This is a genomic window from Neisseria musculi (assembly GCF_014297595.2).
In the GTDB taxonomy this organism is placed as follows: domain Bacteria; phylum Pseudomonadota; class Gammaproteobacteria; order Burkholderiales; family Neisseriaceae; genus Neisseria; species Neisseria musculi.
The window spans coordinates 820622-834167 of the sequence record NZ_CP060414.2 but is presented as its reverse complement, the minus strand read 5'-3'; the positions used below and the strand labels follow the sequence as shown (position 1 = coordinate 834167).

General features: G+C 44.4%; 21 protein-coding genes. 17 read left to right on the top strand and 4 right to left on the bottom strand.

Features of this window, described 5'->3' with window-relative positions:
* Window positions 1–18 precede the first annotated feature (18 nt).
* From H7A79_RS04190 to H7A79_RS04180, 3 genes are read left to right on the top strand one after another with little or no spacing between them, the layout of a single operon-like run.
* Window positions 19–429, top strand: coding sequence for a hypothetical protein (locus tag H7A79_RS04190; RefSeq protein ID WP_187001159.1), 411 nt, complete (start codon window positions 19–21; stop codon window positions 427–429).
* A 14-nt stretch (window positions 430–443) separates the two neighbouring features.
* The gene (locus H7A79_RS04185) at window positions 444–1022 is read left to right on the top strand and encodes a YcbK family protein (RefSeq protein WP_187001158.1); all 579 of its coding nucleotides are present in this window, start codon (window positions 444–446) and stop codon (window positions 1020–1022) included.
* Window positions 1023–1052: 30 nt separating this feature from the next.
* Window positions 1053–1712 (top strand): DUF6012 family protein, encoded by a 660-nt coding sequence (locus H7A79_RS04180; protein ID WP_187001157.1) that lies wholly within the window; start codon window positions 1053–1055, stop codon window positions 1710–1712.
* 74 nt (window positions 1713–1786) lie between these two features.
* Here H7A79_RS04180 and H7A79_RS04175 read toward each other — a convergent pair whose 3' ends face one another.
* A complete protein-coding gene (locus H7A79_RS04175) occupies window positions 1787–2233 on the bottom strand; it encodes a type II toxin-antitoxin system YhaV family toxin (protein WP_187001156.1) in 447 nt (148 codons plus the stop codon).
* A 12-nt stretch (window positions 2234–2245) separates the two neighbouring features.
* Window positions 2246–2554, bottom strand: a complete 309-nt coding sequence (locus H7A79_RS04170) for a type II toxin-antitoxin system PrlF family antitoxin (RefSeq protein ID WP_246408063.1) — start codon at window positions 2552–2554, stop codon at window positions 2246–2248.
* A 344-nt stretch (window positions 2555–2898) separates the two neighbouring features.
* Between H7A79_RS04170 and H7A79_RS04165 the strand changes: the two genes are divergently transcribed.
* The 9 genes from H7A79_RS04165 (at window position 2899) to H7A79_RS04125 (ending at window position 8540) form a co-directional block, all read left to right on the top strand.
* The gene (locus H7A79_RS04165) at window positions 2899–3597 is read left to right on the top strand and encodes a recombinase family protein (RefSeq protein ID WP_187001155.1); all 699 of its coding nucleotides are present in this window, start codon (window positions 2899–2901) and stop codon (window positions 3595–3597) included.
* 69 nt (window positions 3598–3666) lie between these two features.
* Window positions 3667–3918: an AbrB/MazE/SpoVT family DNA-binding domain-containing protein gene (locus H7A79_RS04160; RefSeq protein ID WP_135034235.1), complete on the top strand. Its 252-nt coding sequence runs from the start codon at window positions 3667–3669 to the stop codon at window positions 3916–3918.
* The gene (locus tag H7A79_RS04155) at window positions 3915–4316 is read left to right on the top strand and encodes a type II toxin-antitoxin system VapC family toxin (RefSeq protein WP_187001154.1); all 402 of its coding nucleotides are present in this window, start codon (window positions 3915–3917) and stop codon (window positions 4314–4316) included. The genes H7A79_RS04160 and H7A79_RS04155 overlap by 4 nt, the downstream gene beginning before the upstream one ends.
* A 234-nt stretch (window positions 4317–4550) precedes the next feature.
* Window positions 4551–4907: a hypothetical protein gene (locus tag H7A79_RS04150; protein WP_187001153.1), complete on the top strand. Its 357-nt coding sequence runs from the start codon at window positions 4551–4553 to the stop codon at window positions 4905–4907.
* Complete coding sequence (locus tag H7A79_RS04145) at window positions 4908–5810, top strand: hypothetical protein (RefSeq protein WP_187001152.1); 903 nt, start codon at window positions 4908–4910, stop codon at window positions 5808–5810.
* A gap of 1 nt (window position 5811) precedes the next feature.
* Entirely contained in the window at window positions 5812–6069 is a 258-nt protein-coding gene (locus H7A79_RS04140; RefSeq protein WP_187001151.1) for an ABC-three component system middle component 6, read from the top strand.
* A gap of 17 nt (window positions 6070–6086) precedes the next feature.
* Complete coding sequence (locus H7A79_RS04135; protein WP_187001150.1) at window positions 6087–7865, top strand: DUF2326 domain-containing protein; 1779 nt, start codon at window positions 6087–6089, stop codon at window positions 7863–7865.
* Window positions 7866–7872: 7 nt separating this feature from the next.
* Window positions 7873–8076 carry a helix-turn-helix domain-containing protein gene (locus tag H7A79_RS04130; protein ID WP_187001149.1) on the top strand — a complete coding sequence of 68 codons (204 nt, stop codon included), beginning with the start codon at window positions 7873–7875 and terminating at the stop codon, window positions 8074–8076.
* Between the two features lie 2 nt (window positions 8077–8078).
* Window positions 8079–8540: a virulence factor gene (locus H7A79_RS04125; RefSeq protein ID WP_187001148.1), complete on the top strand. Its 462-nt coding sequence runs from the start codon at window positions 8079–8081 to the stop codon at window positions 8538–8540.
* Window positions 8541–8595: 55 nt separating this feature from the next.
* Here the strand turns inward: H7A79_RS04125 and H7A79_RS04120 are convergent, their stop codons facing one another.
* Window positions 8596–9015 (bottom strand): hypothetical protein, encoded by a 420-nt coding sequence (locus H7A79_RS04120; protein WP_187001147.1) that lies wholly within the window; start codon window positions 9013–9015, stop codon window positions 8596–8598.
* A gap of 382 nt (window positions 9016–9397) precedes the next feature.
* Here H7A79_RS04120 and H7A79_RS04115 point away from each other — a divergent pair, with 382 nt between their 5' ends.
* Window positions 9398–10048, top strand: coding sequence for an IS1595 family transposase (locus H7A79_RS04115; protein WP_186999880.1), 651 nt, complete (start codon window positions 9398–9400; stop codon window positions 10046–10048).
* A gap of 4 nt (window positions 10049–10052) precedes the next feature.
* Here H7A79_RS04115 and H7A79_RS04110 read toward each other — a convergent pair whose 3' ends face one another.
* Entirely contained in the window at window positions 10053–10355 is a 303-nt protein-coding gene (locus H7A79_RS04110) for a hypothetical protein (RefSeq protein WP_187001146.1), read from the bottom strand.
* A 282-nt stretch (window positions 10356–10637) separates the two neighbouring features.
* Between H7A79_RS04110 and H7A79_RS04105 the strand changes: the two genes are divergently transcribed.
* From H7A79_RS04105 to H7A79_RS04090, 4 genes are all read left to right on the top strand, one after another.
* Window positions 10638–10940, top strand: a complete 303-nt coding sequence (locus tag H7A79_RS04105) for a DUF3577 domain-containing protein (protein ID WP_187001145.1) — start codon at window positions 10638–10640, stop codon at window positions 10938–10940.
* Window positions 10886–11470 carry a hypothetical protein gene (locus tag H7A79_RS04100; protein WP_187001760.1) on the top strand — a complete coding sequence of 195 codons (585 nt, stop codon included), beginning with the start codon at window positions 10886–10888 and terminating at the stop codon, window positions 11468–11470. Before H7A79_RS04105 ends, H7A79_RS04100 begins: the two co-directional genes overlap by 55 nt.
* Window positions 11471–12548: 1078 nt before the next feature.
* Complete coding sequence (locus tag H7A79_RS04095) at window positions 12549–12920, top strand: hypothetical protein (RefSeq protein ID WP_187001144.1); 372 nt, start codon at window positions 12549–12551, stop codon at window positions 12918–12920.
* A 97-nt stretch (window positions 12921–13017) separates the two neighbouring features.
* Complete coding sequence (locus H7A79_RS04090; RefSeq protein ID WP_187001143.1) at window positions 13018–13539, top strand: DUF3275 family protein; 522 nt, start codon at window positions 13018–13020, stop codon at window positions 13537–13539.
* Window positions 13540–13546: the final 7 nt, after the last annotated feature.

The following is a 13546-nucleotide window of genomic DNA, read 5'->3' as shown; positions in this document are numbered from 1 at the left end:
AAAAAGAAGGAGTAAAAAATGAAAGCGCTATATGTATCCTTGGTTGCAGTATTGGCTCTAACAGCATGTTCGACAAACTCTGATGGCAGCATCAACTGGGCCGATAACCCGCTCAATCATGCGGCCGGTAAAGTAGAGGACGGCTTGAAGTCGGTGAATCGTGCGTTAACGCCGAAATCTGAACGCCGCGCCGAGGCTTTGCCAGACAAGAATACCCGTGTAGGCGGTGCCGGTGGCGGGCGTAACGGACTCGCACCCGGTGTACATGAATCTGGCTTGTCCTACAAGACTATGATGGAAATCGGTTATATCCGACACAACCCTGATTACCCTAAAAACTCAAAACAGCCGTATGTTTTTACCTCTTTAAATTGCTCGCCGGGATACGGCTGCCACCGCCCCAATAACTTGGTTGCACCACGACCATAACTTCGGGAATCATCATGGACCGTCGTATCTTTTTGAAAAGTGCGGCCGCCGCCGTGGCCTATACGGCAGTCGGCTCCGCCGGAATTCTGTTTTCTGACGAGGCCGAGGCCGTCGGCACGGCGGCAGCACATCCGTTTTGGTTGAAAGACCGCTACATAGACTGTGTTCGGGCCGATACCAAGGAGCGTGCCCGAATCGAATTTTATGGAAACGGCCGTTATTTGCGTGACGGCTACCGCCATGCCTGTTATTTCTTTCGCGATGCCAAAGACAACAACGCTGTCGCCCAAATGGACGTGCAACTGTTTAATCTGATATACGCCATCCAAGAGTGGGCGCGTATGGCCGGCAAGTCCAATCCGCTGCTTACCATCAATAGCGGCTATCGTACTCCGCGCCGAAACAGCCGCATAGAAGGGGCGGCACTGAATTCCATGCACATTCACGGCAAAGCCGCCGACATCGTCGTGTGCGGCATAGAACCGTGGAGGGTGGCAGAGATGGCCAAACATTTTCGTGGGGGCGGGGTAGGGACATACCGTGGTTTTACGCATATCGATACCGGCCGAATGCGTGAATGGCTAGGTAAATAGAAAAATTGATAAAAGCACAGAAGGAAATATATGTACTACCATTTCATACCAAAATATTTTGCTGATGATCCGGATCGGGATTGCTTTCTGAAATCTTTTGAAATACCTGAGCTAGGTTTGCAGTTAACCGATAAAGAGCTGAAAACAATCAAACCCTATCCAAATGAGCGCTACAGCATAGGATGCTTACGGCATGGCTTTCATGGTAGAAATCTCATCGGTTTTGTTATTGAGTCAGAAAAGTCACTATCAAACTTTACCAAGATATGCGAATGGGTCGTTTATCCGCTGGAAAGGGGGGAGCCGGACATTGGCTTCGTTTTCAAACATATTACCCGCTACCGTCTTTTGGATGATGATTACCCGCTGTTTAGCGATAATTTCATGCTTCTCGATTCATGGTCAATCGAAAATAAAAAATACCCGTTGAGGAGGCCGAGTAGCTGGCCGGAAGACCGCAGGATAAGTTCGGTGATGGAGCTGAATTCGCAATTGCAGTTCGACAAGGTTGAAGACAAATTAGGCGGAAAACCTCTTGATGATTTTTATGAGATTGACGGGGTTATTTCCGAAAGGGAGCAAATCATCGATTTCCATACGGCACCGATAGATTTGTACTGCTATTTAAGCGAAAACCCCGGCAGAAAAATGCCACCTTTAGACAAGGCATTGCAATTAACAGCATTTTAACGGCGATAGGCAGGAGGGCTTTACGGTCCCTTTACATAAAACCAGGCCGTCTGAAAAATCCAGACGGCCTGGTTTTATTTATCAATAGTGGCCTTCAGTAAAGTCGACCAATCTGTAGGAGGATTTCCACTCTCCAACATTTTCTTAAAGACAGCATAGGCGTCTTTTTTACTACCGTATGTCCTCTTTGTTTCCGAATCGTTGACCCAAGCAAGAATAATGATTTTGCTGCTTGAATCGTATCGGAAAAAGAGCCTGTACCTGCCCATGAATTTTGCCCGTCGCCAATGTTTATGCTTTTGGCCAAGAGTATTTCCCAACCTGTATTCCGAGCTGTCGGGATTGCGAGCAATATTTTCAATTTCTTCCAGTATCCGTTTTAATAAGTTAGCATTAGGACACTGGCCGGTTTTACCGGATTGCTTCCAAGCTTCTACTTCATCGGCTAAATTTTCCATTTGGGAGCTGAAGCATTCATGCTCATAAACGGTATAGCCATTTATCTGAAAATCATCAGGCATACAAATCCTTTGCTATTGTGCATCTCCGACCAATTGGCGATAGCGAGCATAGCGGGATTTGGAAGCAGGCTTAATGGAACCGGGGGTTTCCAACATGGAAGTTTCCAAGAAGTGTAAGAAGTGGCCGACTACCGGATCACTTTCGAACTCATCTTGTTCGGAGATGTTCTTTTCGAGAAGCACTTGCCCGCCCTCCAAAACCGAAAATCGGATTTTATCCTGCTTGCCCAAGCCTAATGCTTTACGCACCGGTTCAGGGATGGTTGTTTGGTTTTTGCTGGTTAGTGTTGACACAGCATTCAAGAGAATCTTCATATTCATTCGTGGTACCCTGCCTTCATAGTTACGATTACTTTTACATAGCTTGCGACATAAATGTCCTATTGTATGCATTTTCCAATTTGCGAAATGGCTCGGGATTTCTTTGTAATTTAAAAATATGGCTCAGCTCATTGCTTCAGCCGTTTTGCCATGGTAAGGAAATTTCCTTACCGTGTCAAGTTTTTGAGTGCGAATGATTTGAAGAGTTTAATTTATATCGTACGATAAAAATATTATTTAATCCTGTATTTTGACTATGGTTATTTGCAAATACAAAAGGGTATCTGTAAAATAAATTGCAATGGACTTAAAATCCACTAGCTTAATTATAGGAGTTAAAATACATGAGTGCGCCAAAAGTTGCCCGTATCTATCTTAGAGTCAGCACTCTACAACAGAATTTGGAGCGCCAGCGCGAAATTATCGAACAGGCTAAGGAAAGTGGCTTTTACATAGCCGGCGTCTATGAAGAGAAGGCCAGCGGTGTCAATGCCAGCAGGCCGGAATTAAACCGGTTAATCAGCGACCTCCAAGAGGGAGACTGGGTCATTGCCGAAAGACTGGATCGTATTACCCGTCTTCCGCCCCGCGAAGCGGAACAGCTGATTGCGCGCATTACGGAAAAGGGGGCCAAATTGCATGTTCCCGATGTATTTTCCTTCGGCAATATCGATGAATTAATGGGGCAGGGCGATTCCTTGCCCAAATATCTTTCCGAACCATTGATGGAGGCATTGCAGAAAATGTTTTTGCGCATGGCTTTAAGCATTGCGCATGAGGATTGGAAAACCCGACGCGAACGTGCCAAACAGGGTATCGAACGTGCCAAAAGGGAAGGAAAAATGAAAGGCCGTCCGGCCGATAAACAACTACATAAGCACATCATTCAGTTGACCATGCAGGGTGTCAGTATTGCCGGAATTGCATCAGCGTTGAATTGCAGTGAGTCCACTGTGAGCAAGGTAAGGCGTAAACATAGAGACAATCACAAATCGGGCGATAAAAACCAGTTCGATATATTCGTACGCTCCAGAAAAATTTGACGGTAATGAAAAAACGCATTACATTTAAATTGTATTATCTATGGTCATCTATAAAATAGGAGATAAGAAATGGGGACTTTATCTATTACTGCCAAGGGACAGGTAACGCTGAAGCGTGATTTGTTGCAACACCTAGGGCTTGCCCCGGGACAGAAGGTGGAGTTCGACAAGCTGCCTAACGGCGAAATCAGAATGCGCGCTGCCCAAGCGGAAGGCTCGATAGAGAACTTTATCGGGCGTCATGCCGGCAAAGCCGAAAAGCCGCTCACTTTGGAGGAGATCAATGAAATAGCTGCCTCCGGCTGGGCGGGGCAGGAATGAAGATTACCGCCGATACCAACATTCTGCTGCGTGCAGTTTTGCAGGATGATCCGAAGCAGGCTGCTGTTGCCTCTGAACTCTTGCGTTCCGCAGATTTGGTGGCGGTTTCCTTGCCGAGTTTATGCGAATTGGTTTGGATATTGCGGCGTGGTGCCAAGCTGAGTAGGGAGGAAGCAGCCCAAACTGTACGTGATTTGCTCAATACGGAAAAGGTGGCCATGAACCGGCCTGCAGTCGAAGCCGGATTGTCCGTACTGGAAGCCAGCGGCGATTTTGCAGACGGTGTGATTGCTTATGAAGGTAACTGGCTGGGAGGTGAAATATTTTGTTCTTTCGACAAAAAAGCAGTCAAACTTTTGGAAAGGCAGGGTAAAAAAACCAAGCTTGCCGCAAAATAAATTGTTGATTTGAGAATATTTCGGGAAGGGATGGCTCTGAAAAGCCAATCCGAATACCGAAATCCTCCATATTTATGGAGTTAATAAATAGGGGGCTGTCTGATTTTATTCAGACAGCCTTTTTATCTTATGTATTTTTATCAAAAAAATGATATAATTCATTAAATTTATTATTTTTTAAATACAATGAAGAATTACCGTTCATATCTCCAAATTGCTTCGGAAATTGATCGCGTGCTCAAAGCACAACGGCTGACTTTGCGCGACTGTGTTGATACTTATAACCGAAAGTATCAAGATGATATCGCCAACAACATAAAAGCACCGCTGAATAAGGATTTCATCCAACGGGTAAGATCGGGGAAGTGTAAGGTCATTAGCCGTAGGGTTGTCGATTTGTGCGTTTTCCTACAAATTGATCCGTACGATCAGTTGAGTGAAGTTTCTGCGATTCAGGAATTGAAAGATATTGAAAATCTGATACGCCAATATCCCGTTTTGGAATCCGGACTGCTCCGACTGCTGAAAGACATACATCGGCTACTTGAGGCCAATCTTGAAAAAATGCCGTTATCCGGGGAGGTTGTATAAATGGATAGCCCGCTAAAAAACCTCATCCGAACCCAAATATCGAATCTTGCTGGTTTCGATTTTCAGAAATTTATCATATCCCTCCTGCGCACCCATTACGGAAGCGACAAAATTCAGGAAGTCCGTCGGGTCAAAGACCAAGGTGCCGACTGTCTGATACAGACAGGGATTTGTGTTGCCTGTTATGCGCCGGAGAAAGCCGGTCAAGCTGGAAAAATGACCAAGAAGCTACACGATGATTTTGGCTCTTACCAATCAAACTGGCAGCAGCTGTATCCGGATTGGCATTTCTATACCAATCTTGAACCAGCTCCCGAGCATATCCAGCTGGTTGTCAACTGGGGAAAACAGCATAAAATATGCGGGCTTGGTCATATTTTATACATGATTGAAACGGGAGCAGACGGGCGACCCAGGATATATTCTCAGAAGTGCAAACTGTGTCGCGAATTAAACATTGGTGATGAATATCTCGGCAGGGACTTTGTAGAAAAGTTGCTTGATGATTTGTGCAGTCAGGATTACGAAAAAGACCAAATAGACTATCAGGAACAAGCTCCTGAAATTTTGCGCAAAATCCGGTCCAACAGTACAGAATCCGAATATAAAGAATTTGAGGATTCAATAAAGGCCACTTATGCGTTTCAGGCTGAAATAGAAGAAGCATTGAATGCCTATGCAGACCGCGACATCAATACCGTTAAAAACCGGATTTTCAATGACTATGGCAAATTGGCATCGCTACCACTCAGCGAGTTTCAGAAAATGAAACAGTTGATCTCGAATTACGAAGAGCGTTATAACGGCAAACTGAAGGACGATATGCTTTCGGCTTATATAGCCGCATTGGTATGGTATGTTTTTTCACAATGCCATATCGGTACAAAGCCGAGAGGTAATTAGAATGGCGCTATTGCATCCTGAAAGTGATTTGAGCCTGTCTGTTGTGGCAATGGGCGCAGGATTATTGAAAATTCTGTCAAAAAAATCCCCGGTTATGATTGATGATCTGCTTGCGTTATTTCTCAAACAGGATCGCCGCCGGACAATCGTCAATTTTTATTCGTCTTTGGGGTTTCTGTATGCGGTAGGTGCGGTGGAACACGAACAGTATCATATCTCGATTTGTCGACAGCCGGTCCAAACCGACATCTTCGACTAGACACGGAAAACCCTATTATGCTGAAAAAACTTTGGTCACCGACCGGCTTGTTGTTGCAAGATATAAACTTCAAGCCAGGTTTGAACCTTATCATCGGTTCTGCCAAATATGGACAATCCCACGGAACAAACGGTATCGGCAAATCCAGTATTGTACGTCTGATCGATTACTTACTGTTGTCTTCGGATGCTGCAAAAATTTTCAACAGCAAAAAATATGCGTTTCTGAGAGAGCAGGAGCATCAGGTCTGCCTGCTTCTTGATAACGGGGATGAATTCCTGCAAATCCGCCGCAGTTTCGGAGAGACGAAGAAAGTGTACATCCAGGAAAATGGTCAGGCCGAATATCCTTATGAGATCGAGGAAGCCAAAAAACTTTTTTCCGGAAAATTCTTTCCACAGACCGCCGAGAGAAAATATCCGGAAGGAAGTCACCGAAACTTAATGAATTTCTTTGTCAAAGATGATTTGACAAGTGTGAAACGCGATGATCCCGTTATCTATCTCCAGCATGGAGGGGCCAAAAAGAGTCTGTTGATATTGTTGAACCTTTATTTACTCGGACTACCTTCAACACATCTGAACAGTCTGCTGGAAACATGGACAATAACGGAGGAGCTGACTCGGGAAGCCAATGTTCTGCAAAAATACCTGACGGATACATCCGGTAAGTCTGTCTCCCAATTGCGTTCGGAAATGGCGGTCAAAAGAAAAGAGTTGGAACTCATTCGACAGTCATTAAGCGAATTCAAACTCAGCGATTCCTTCAAAAGAGTCTCCGAAAGAATTGCCGAGTTGGACGAACAGTTGGCCAACTTGAGAAAGAAAGAGCGCCAAACCGGCAATCAGCTTGAAAAATTAAAGAAATTCACGGAATCTTCCCGAAACGAGATTGATGTGGATGATGTCCGGAAACAATACGAATCGGTGGCTCTGGATTTGGGCCGGATTATCAGAAAAAGTTTGGAAGAAGTACTGGATTTTCGAGCATCCATTACCCAAGAACGGCTGAAATTTTACGGCAGCCGTATGACCGAATTGTCCTCGGAGCATAAAAAACTTTTGGCAGAAATTCAAGAGAAGGATGCACAGCGTGCGGGGTTAATGAAAACGATTGATGATAATATGGATATGTCATTGACTGAAGCATGGGGCAGATATGCGTTGGAAAGTACAAAAATTGCCGAAATCCGTCAGAGGCTGGACAGTATTGAAAAAATACATGCCGAACTCGGTAGGATGCATCACGATGAAAGCATGCATCATATGCAGATGCAGGTTGCCCTGTCTGAGTGTTCGGAATCCGTTGAAACCATCCGGAGTCTGTTTAACGAAATCGTTGCCGCCGCATTTGAAGACATTCTCTATGAAGCAAAGGGTGTTTATTTGGACATTTCTGCTCAGGGGCAGTTGAAAAACAGAAAAATGCCGGTAAGAATAGAAATCGGTTTTCCTCATATCGAAGCATTGGGACAGACCAAGCTGAAAACGGTCATTTATGATCTGACTGTATTTCTGAATGCCGTACGGGGGAATATCCCGCTACCCGATTTTCTGATACATGACGGTGTATTCCACGGTATCGAAATCAGAAAGAAAGTCAACCTATTGAACTACATTCACGAGCGAAGCGAACAAAGCAGCTTTCAATATATCACCACTTTCAATGAAGACGAGATACAGATTGGAGATGGTGACCGAAGTCGGGGAATAAACTACCGCTTCGATTTGGACGGCAATATCATTATTAATCTGAAAGACAAGCCGGAGGAAATGTTGTTCGGATTTAGGTTCTAAAATAAAAATGAAAGGCAGAATGCCCAATAAAACGCTACACAACAGCATTATTCAGCTAACCATGCAAGGCGTCAGTATTTCCGGTATTGCGTCAGCACTAAATTGCAGCCCCTCTACCGTCAGCAAGGTAAGGCGCAGTTATAAAGCAAATCACAAATCTAGCGACAAAGACCAATTCGATATTTTTGCCCAACCGAAACAGAAAGCCTAAAAATGGACAGAACCCTTATTGTATTTGATATGGATACAAATTGCTTAAAGCAACACTACCATAACCCAAGTTGGAATAATGCTTACACCGATATATGGCGTATATTGAACAGGCATGGTTTCGACAATATTCAAGGTACAGTTTATCTAAGTAAAGAAGGCATTCGCCAGGCTCATGGAACACTGGCCTTGCAAGAAGTTGCTGCAAGGTTCGAGTGGTTTCACGCTTGCGCATCAAATATTCAATTTTATGAATTAAAGGATGACTTTAATGCCCAATTTATTGTTGATTCAGTCCAGGCAGCAAGAGAGTCCTTCAAGCGTAGCCTCGAAGAGCTGAAGAGGGATTTAAAAAATGCCGGGTTAGATGACAAAACCATTGAGTCGATTCTTTCCAAGCGTGAATTTACTCTGCAATATGCACAGGACAATCAATTACTGCCAAACAAAATACCAGAGAAATAGTTGTCTGAAACCCGACAGAATGGGTACGCTAGTGGGATAGGTTGCATAACTCCGGTTATTTACCGAATAACCGGATAAGCTTGGACAGCCAACTTTTTTCAATTTCCGCACGGAGCTGGGTATTTTCATTTGTTATTTTTTCAATCTGGTCTTTCAAACGGTTGTTTTCGTCGTATACGTTCGACATTTTGAGAGTTAATTCATTGTATGCTTCCCCGATTTTAGCGTGGTCTTGTTTTTCTATTATCAGTTCCTTACCCAGCTTGAGCAATTGTTCAACTTTGGGCATTTCTGTTTCCCGCCAAGTTTCAACCTCCCGTTGCGCCGCATCCAATTTGGCAGACAATTTTTCTGCCTCGGCAAAGACAGCTGATTTAGGGTTGTTGTATACCACACCCCCAATCGATTTACGAAAGATATTCCGAAGTTTATTGAGATGGACAGTTATCGCGTAATCCGCATCACGCTCATTCATTTGGGCAATGGCTGCTTCATCAAGATAAAGGGCACTTTTGGGATCTCCTGTTGCAATCTGAAGGACGGGAATACCCGCCGCCTCTAAGTCTCGACATTTGGGTGAGTCTGCCGTTAGTTTAGATGTATGGTAAATTTCAAAAGCAATTTGACCACCCCATTGCTGTTCCAGCGAGAATAGGGAAGTTTTTGCAGAAGGCTGACTAAAACTACAGAGTGCATCTATTATATAAGTATGTCCATTGACATTGATGCGCTGTTCTACATTACCCCCATTAAAAACAATTTCTTCGTCAGCTCTGCCTAAATATGGGCCGTATATATTAAAAAAGGGGCTGTACTAGATAACTAGGGAAATTTAACTTCAGGTTAGAATAATCCCTATGAGAAAAAGTCGTTTAAGTCAGTACAAGCAAAACAAACTGATTGAACTATTTGTTGCAGGTGTTACCGCTCGCACAGCGGCGCAATTAGTTAGCGTCAATAAAAATACCGCTGCCTATTACTTCCACCGTTTGCGCTTACTTATCTATCACAACAGCCCGCATCTGGAAATGCTTGATGGTGAAGTAGAAGTTGATGAAAGCTATTTTGGCGGACAACGCAAAGGCAAACGTGGTCGCGGTGCGGCTGGCAAAGTGGCTGTATTCGGGCTTTTGAAGCGTAATGGTAAGGTTTACACCGTTGCCGTACCCAATACACAAACTGCGACTTTATTGCCAATTATCCGCGAGCAAGTGAAGCCTGACAGCATTGTTTATACCGATTGTTACAAAAGTTATGACGTTCTTGATGTGAGCGAATTTTCACATTTTCGGATCAATCACAGCACACATTTTGCTGAGCGACAAAATCACATTAACGGAATTGAGAACTTTTGGAACCAAGCAAAACGCCATTTACGCAAGTTTAACGGCATTCCCAAAGAGCATTTTGAACTGTATTTGAAAGAGTGTGAATGGCGTTTTAACAACAGTGAGATAAAATTTCAAATTTCTATTTTAAAACAATTAGTAAAGCAGGATTTGTTCTAGTTATCTAGGACAGCCCCTTAAAAAATCTCAACTTGGTTTGAATGTTTTGGTTGGCGAGTTCAGCAATTATCTGTTTGCACAAGGTGTGCGTCAGCGTTTCGGGAGCAGTTTTACCTTCATGTGTGGTTGTACTTTTGTAGGCAAAATAATGCGTTTGCTTTCGACGGGTCTTGTACATTTCAAGACGTTCCCCGGGTTTATGACAACTGTAAACTACATCAAGGCCGAGCATCTGCGCCTGCAATGCTGTCACAGTCTCATTGTTGTATTGGCCGGTGTAGGCGATTACCTTCATGGGTTCTTTCATATTTTGTTTCTATACAATATTGGATGACAGAATAAATCTTAGCATGATTAAAAAGCGATTAATGATTGGGGAAATATTTTAAGAAGAAAAATTGCTTGACAATTTCAATGGTTGTTTGCACAATGAAACCGTACTAGATGTTTGTTGCTTCATCAAAAAGCAAAAGCCGTAACTGTAGCTCGCATACGGGTCTTTTAGAGATAGCTACCCTTTTCTTTTCTATCGGTGATAAAGCCGACTTCTTATTAAACCCCTTGGGGATACACTTCCCCGCAGGGGTAGATGTATCCCCATTTTATTTGGAGATACATCATGACTAATCAAACTCAAAACCAAAATCCTGCCCAAAACAATTATGTTGATTTGGTAACTACCGGCATAGGTTATCTTAACCGCCCTCGTTGGGTGACACCTGATAAAGGCAAACCTTACCTGACTTGTTCTATTAACGCTTGGTATGGTCAAGACGGCAAAGAGTCTCTACTATATTTGAGACTAACGTCTTCGGACAGGCACGAGAAGCTCTTAATATGCTGTTTCAAGCCTATCCCCAACTTCTTGATCCCCAAGCGGGACCCAAGGTAACTGTAACCTGTGGATTTACCATAGGTGATGGAGTACCTGATGGTTTTACGAACAAAAAAGGTGAACATGTGTCCTGTATTCGGGGAAGGCTGTTTAAGCTTAGCTGGATAAATGTAAATAAACAACGGTTTTTTACTCTTCAAACTAACGAAGACCAGCAGCCTGAAGCTCAGGTTCCGCATTCGCAGCCCCAGGTTCAAAATAATCCTCCTGCACAGCAACAGCATTATGCTCCGCAACCGCAAGAAAGTTACCAGAACCCACAGCCGCAGCAGCCTGTAACACAGACTCCGCATTCGCAGCCCCAGGTTCAAAATAACCCTCCTGCACAGCAACAGCATTATGCTCCTCAACCGCAAGAAGGTTACCAGAACCCACAGCCGCAGCAGCCTGTAACACAGACTCCGCATTCGCAGCCCCAGGTTCAAAATAACCCTCCTGCACAGCAACAGCATTATGCTCCGCAACCGCAAGAAGGTTACCAGAACTCACAACAGCACCGCCCGCAACCTATGCAACAAAGCGCTTAGGTGCAGGCCCATCAAGGACAATAATATGCGCATCATGGTTGAGTGGCCCATTTAAAATCCTATTTATACTGTTTGTGCTCAAATTCATTTGGCACAGCATGACAAAATAATCGGATTTTTAAATACCGGACGGTCTTTACCGTCTTTATGAAGAGAAAACCTTTAAGGTTTTCTCTTCTTATTTCCTTTTTGGGGATACTACCACGCTCACATCGGAGGTAGTTGTCCCAAGCCGACTTTAATATAGTGTGTTTGGGACAACTACCATCAACCGCCGACAGGTGGTCTACTCTAGAGTAAGTTTTATTTTTTTGCAGTACAGGTAAGGTCTGCCTTTTAAGACCTGGCTTACCACTCACTTTTTTTGTCGATGCCTGTTTCACTACGGTAAAGCAGGTATCCGCAAACGAAGTTGCCTAAAAAACAGGCATGGAAAAAATGTTCTTTAACAATTGGGACTAATACTATTTTATTTTCAGTTATCCACAACTTTAGTGGATAACCTATATATCATGGCCGTCTAAAGTACGGTCAAACCAAACCTGCTTAATAAGCAGGTTTGCCCTGATGCTTGTCGAATCGATTATCAGGGCAAACCTGTTTCACGCATCGGCTTGCCGATGTTTGATAAGCTGGCATCTTTAACTGCCTAGATAACTGTCGCTGTAATTTATCAACAATACCGTTTGTGCGACTCTTGTTTACCAAACCCTACGCTCCCTAAATCCTTTCTTCCCATATCGAGAGGACTAGGGAATTATTTTCTTTGACCAATCGAAGGATCGGTGGCCATGGCTTTTACTGTGCGGCGTCCTACAAGGGATAAGCCTTCCGTACTGTAAAACAGACCCGATCTGTTAGATGATGAGCTGCCACACCCGGGTGTGGCGGTGTTACGGAATGACTGCTTGTACAGTCTCTTTTGCCCGCTCTCCGGCTTGCCCGAAAGTAAGTCGGATCGGGCTTCTCCTATCGTATTATTACGGTATTCAGCTTTTCAGCTTCCTTTTCAACCCATCGGGGTACACTCCCCGATCGGGCAAGGTGTACCCCTTTTTTTTATATCAAGGAGTACACCATGTTTCACCATCTCAATGCCTTATTGCACCAACACAGTGCTGTCTTACATGCCAATCTCGGCATCGATTCCATACATTTGGGTGATATCCTTACCCACCGTTACAACCACCACAAATCCATTGTTGCCCACGTCGGCCGCAATCATTTGCTGCTCGTCTGTCCAAAAGGCAGGATTAACCGTATCCGCAAAACCAAAGCTATACGGACATACTGCCGCAGCACTACTGATGTGCACGGTAGAAAAAATGTCCGTAAAGCCTTGGTGCTGGCAACCAATGCCATCATCAACGACAACCGTCTGATGACATTGCTAGGTTTCCGCATTGCAGATGAAAGCTATCTTGCTCAAATCGAACATGACGCAGTTTAATCTTATCTGTCAGTCTGCTGATTTCAGACGGCCTTCCCACCATGGGGATACCTGCTCCATGGCCGGTATCCCTGTCTTTAAAATAGGAGATACCACTATGTCTATCACGCTTCCCGGTATGTTAACCGTACAGACCATCCAAGGCCGGCGTGGCCCGTTCAACGTGGCCAAACTCGCAACATCAATCGGGATCTTTGAAATAAAGAACCCCGTTTTGATGCAGTTCGCGCCCGGCGACTACCAAGGCAATTTCATCCTGGAGCAGATCAAGGTAAAAGCCTACGAATGGGCCGGCGGAGCCACGTCCTATATTGATGCGGCTTTGGATTGGGCAGCTTTGGAGCAGTTTGCCCATGAATGCGGTTCCGGTTTGGAAGAAAAAGACTACCCTGACATTGCCGTTTCGTCATTCGATACCTATCCCGAAGACGGGATAGAGATTCCCCAGTTTGCCCAAACGGTCCAGCAGGTTAAAGCCATGATAGGTAATGGCCAGCAAGAAATCTGCCTTGGCGAATACATGCTTTCGGACAGAGACGCCTTGGTAACAGCCCGAAACCTTATGATGGAAGCAGGATACAGGTTCCAGCCACACGCCCATGTTTGGCGTTTGCAATAAGGAGGGT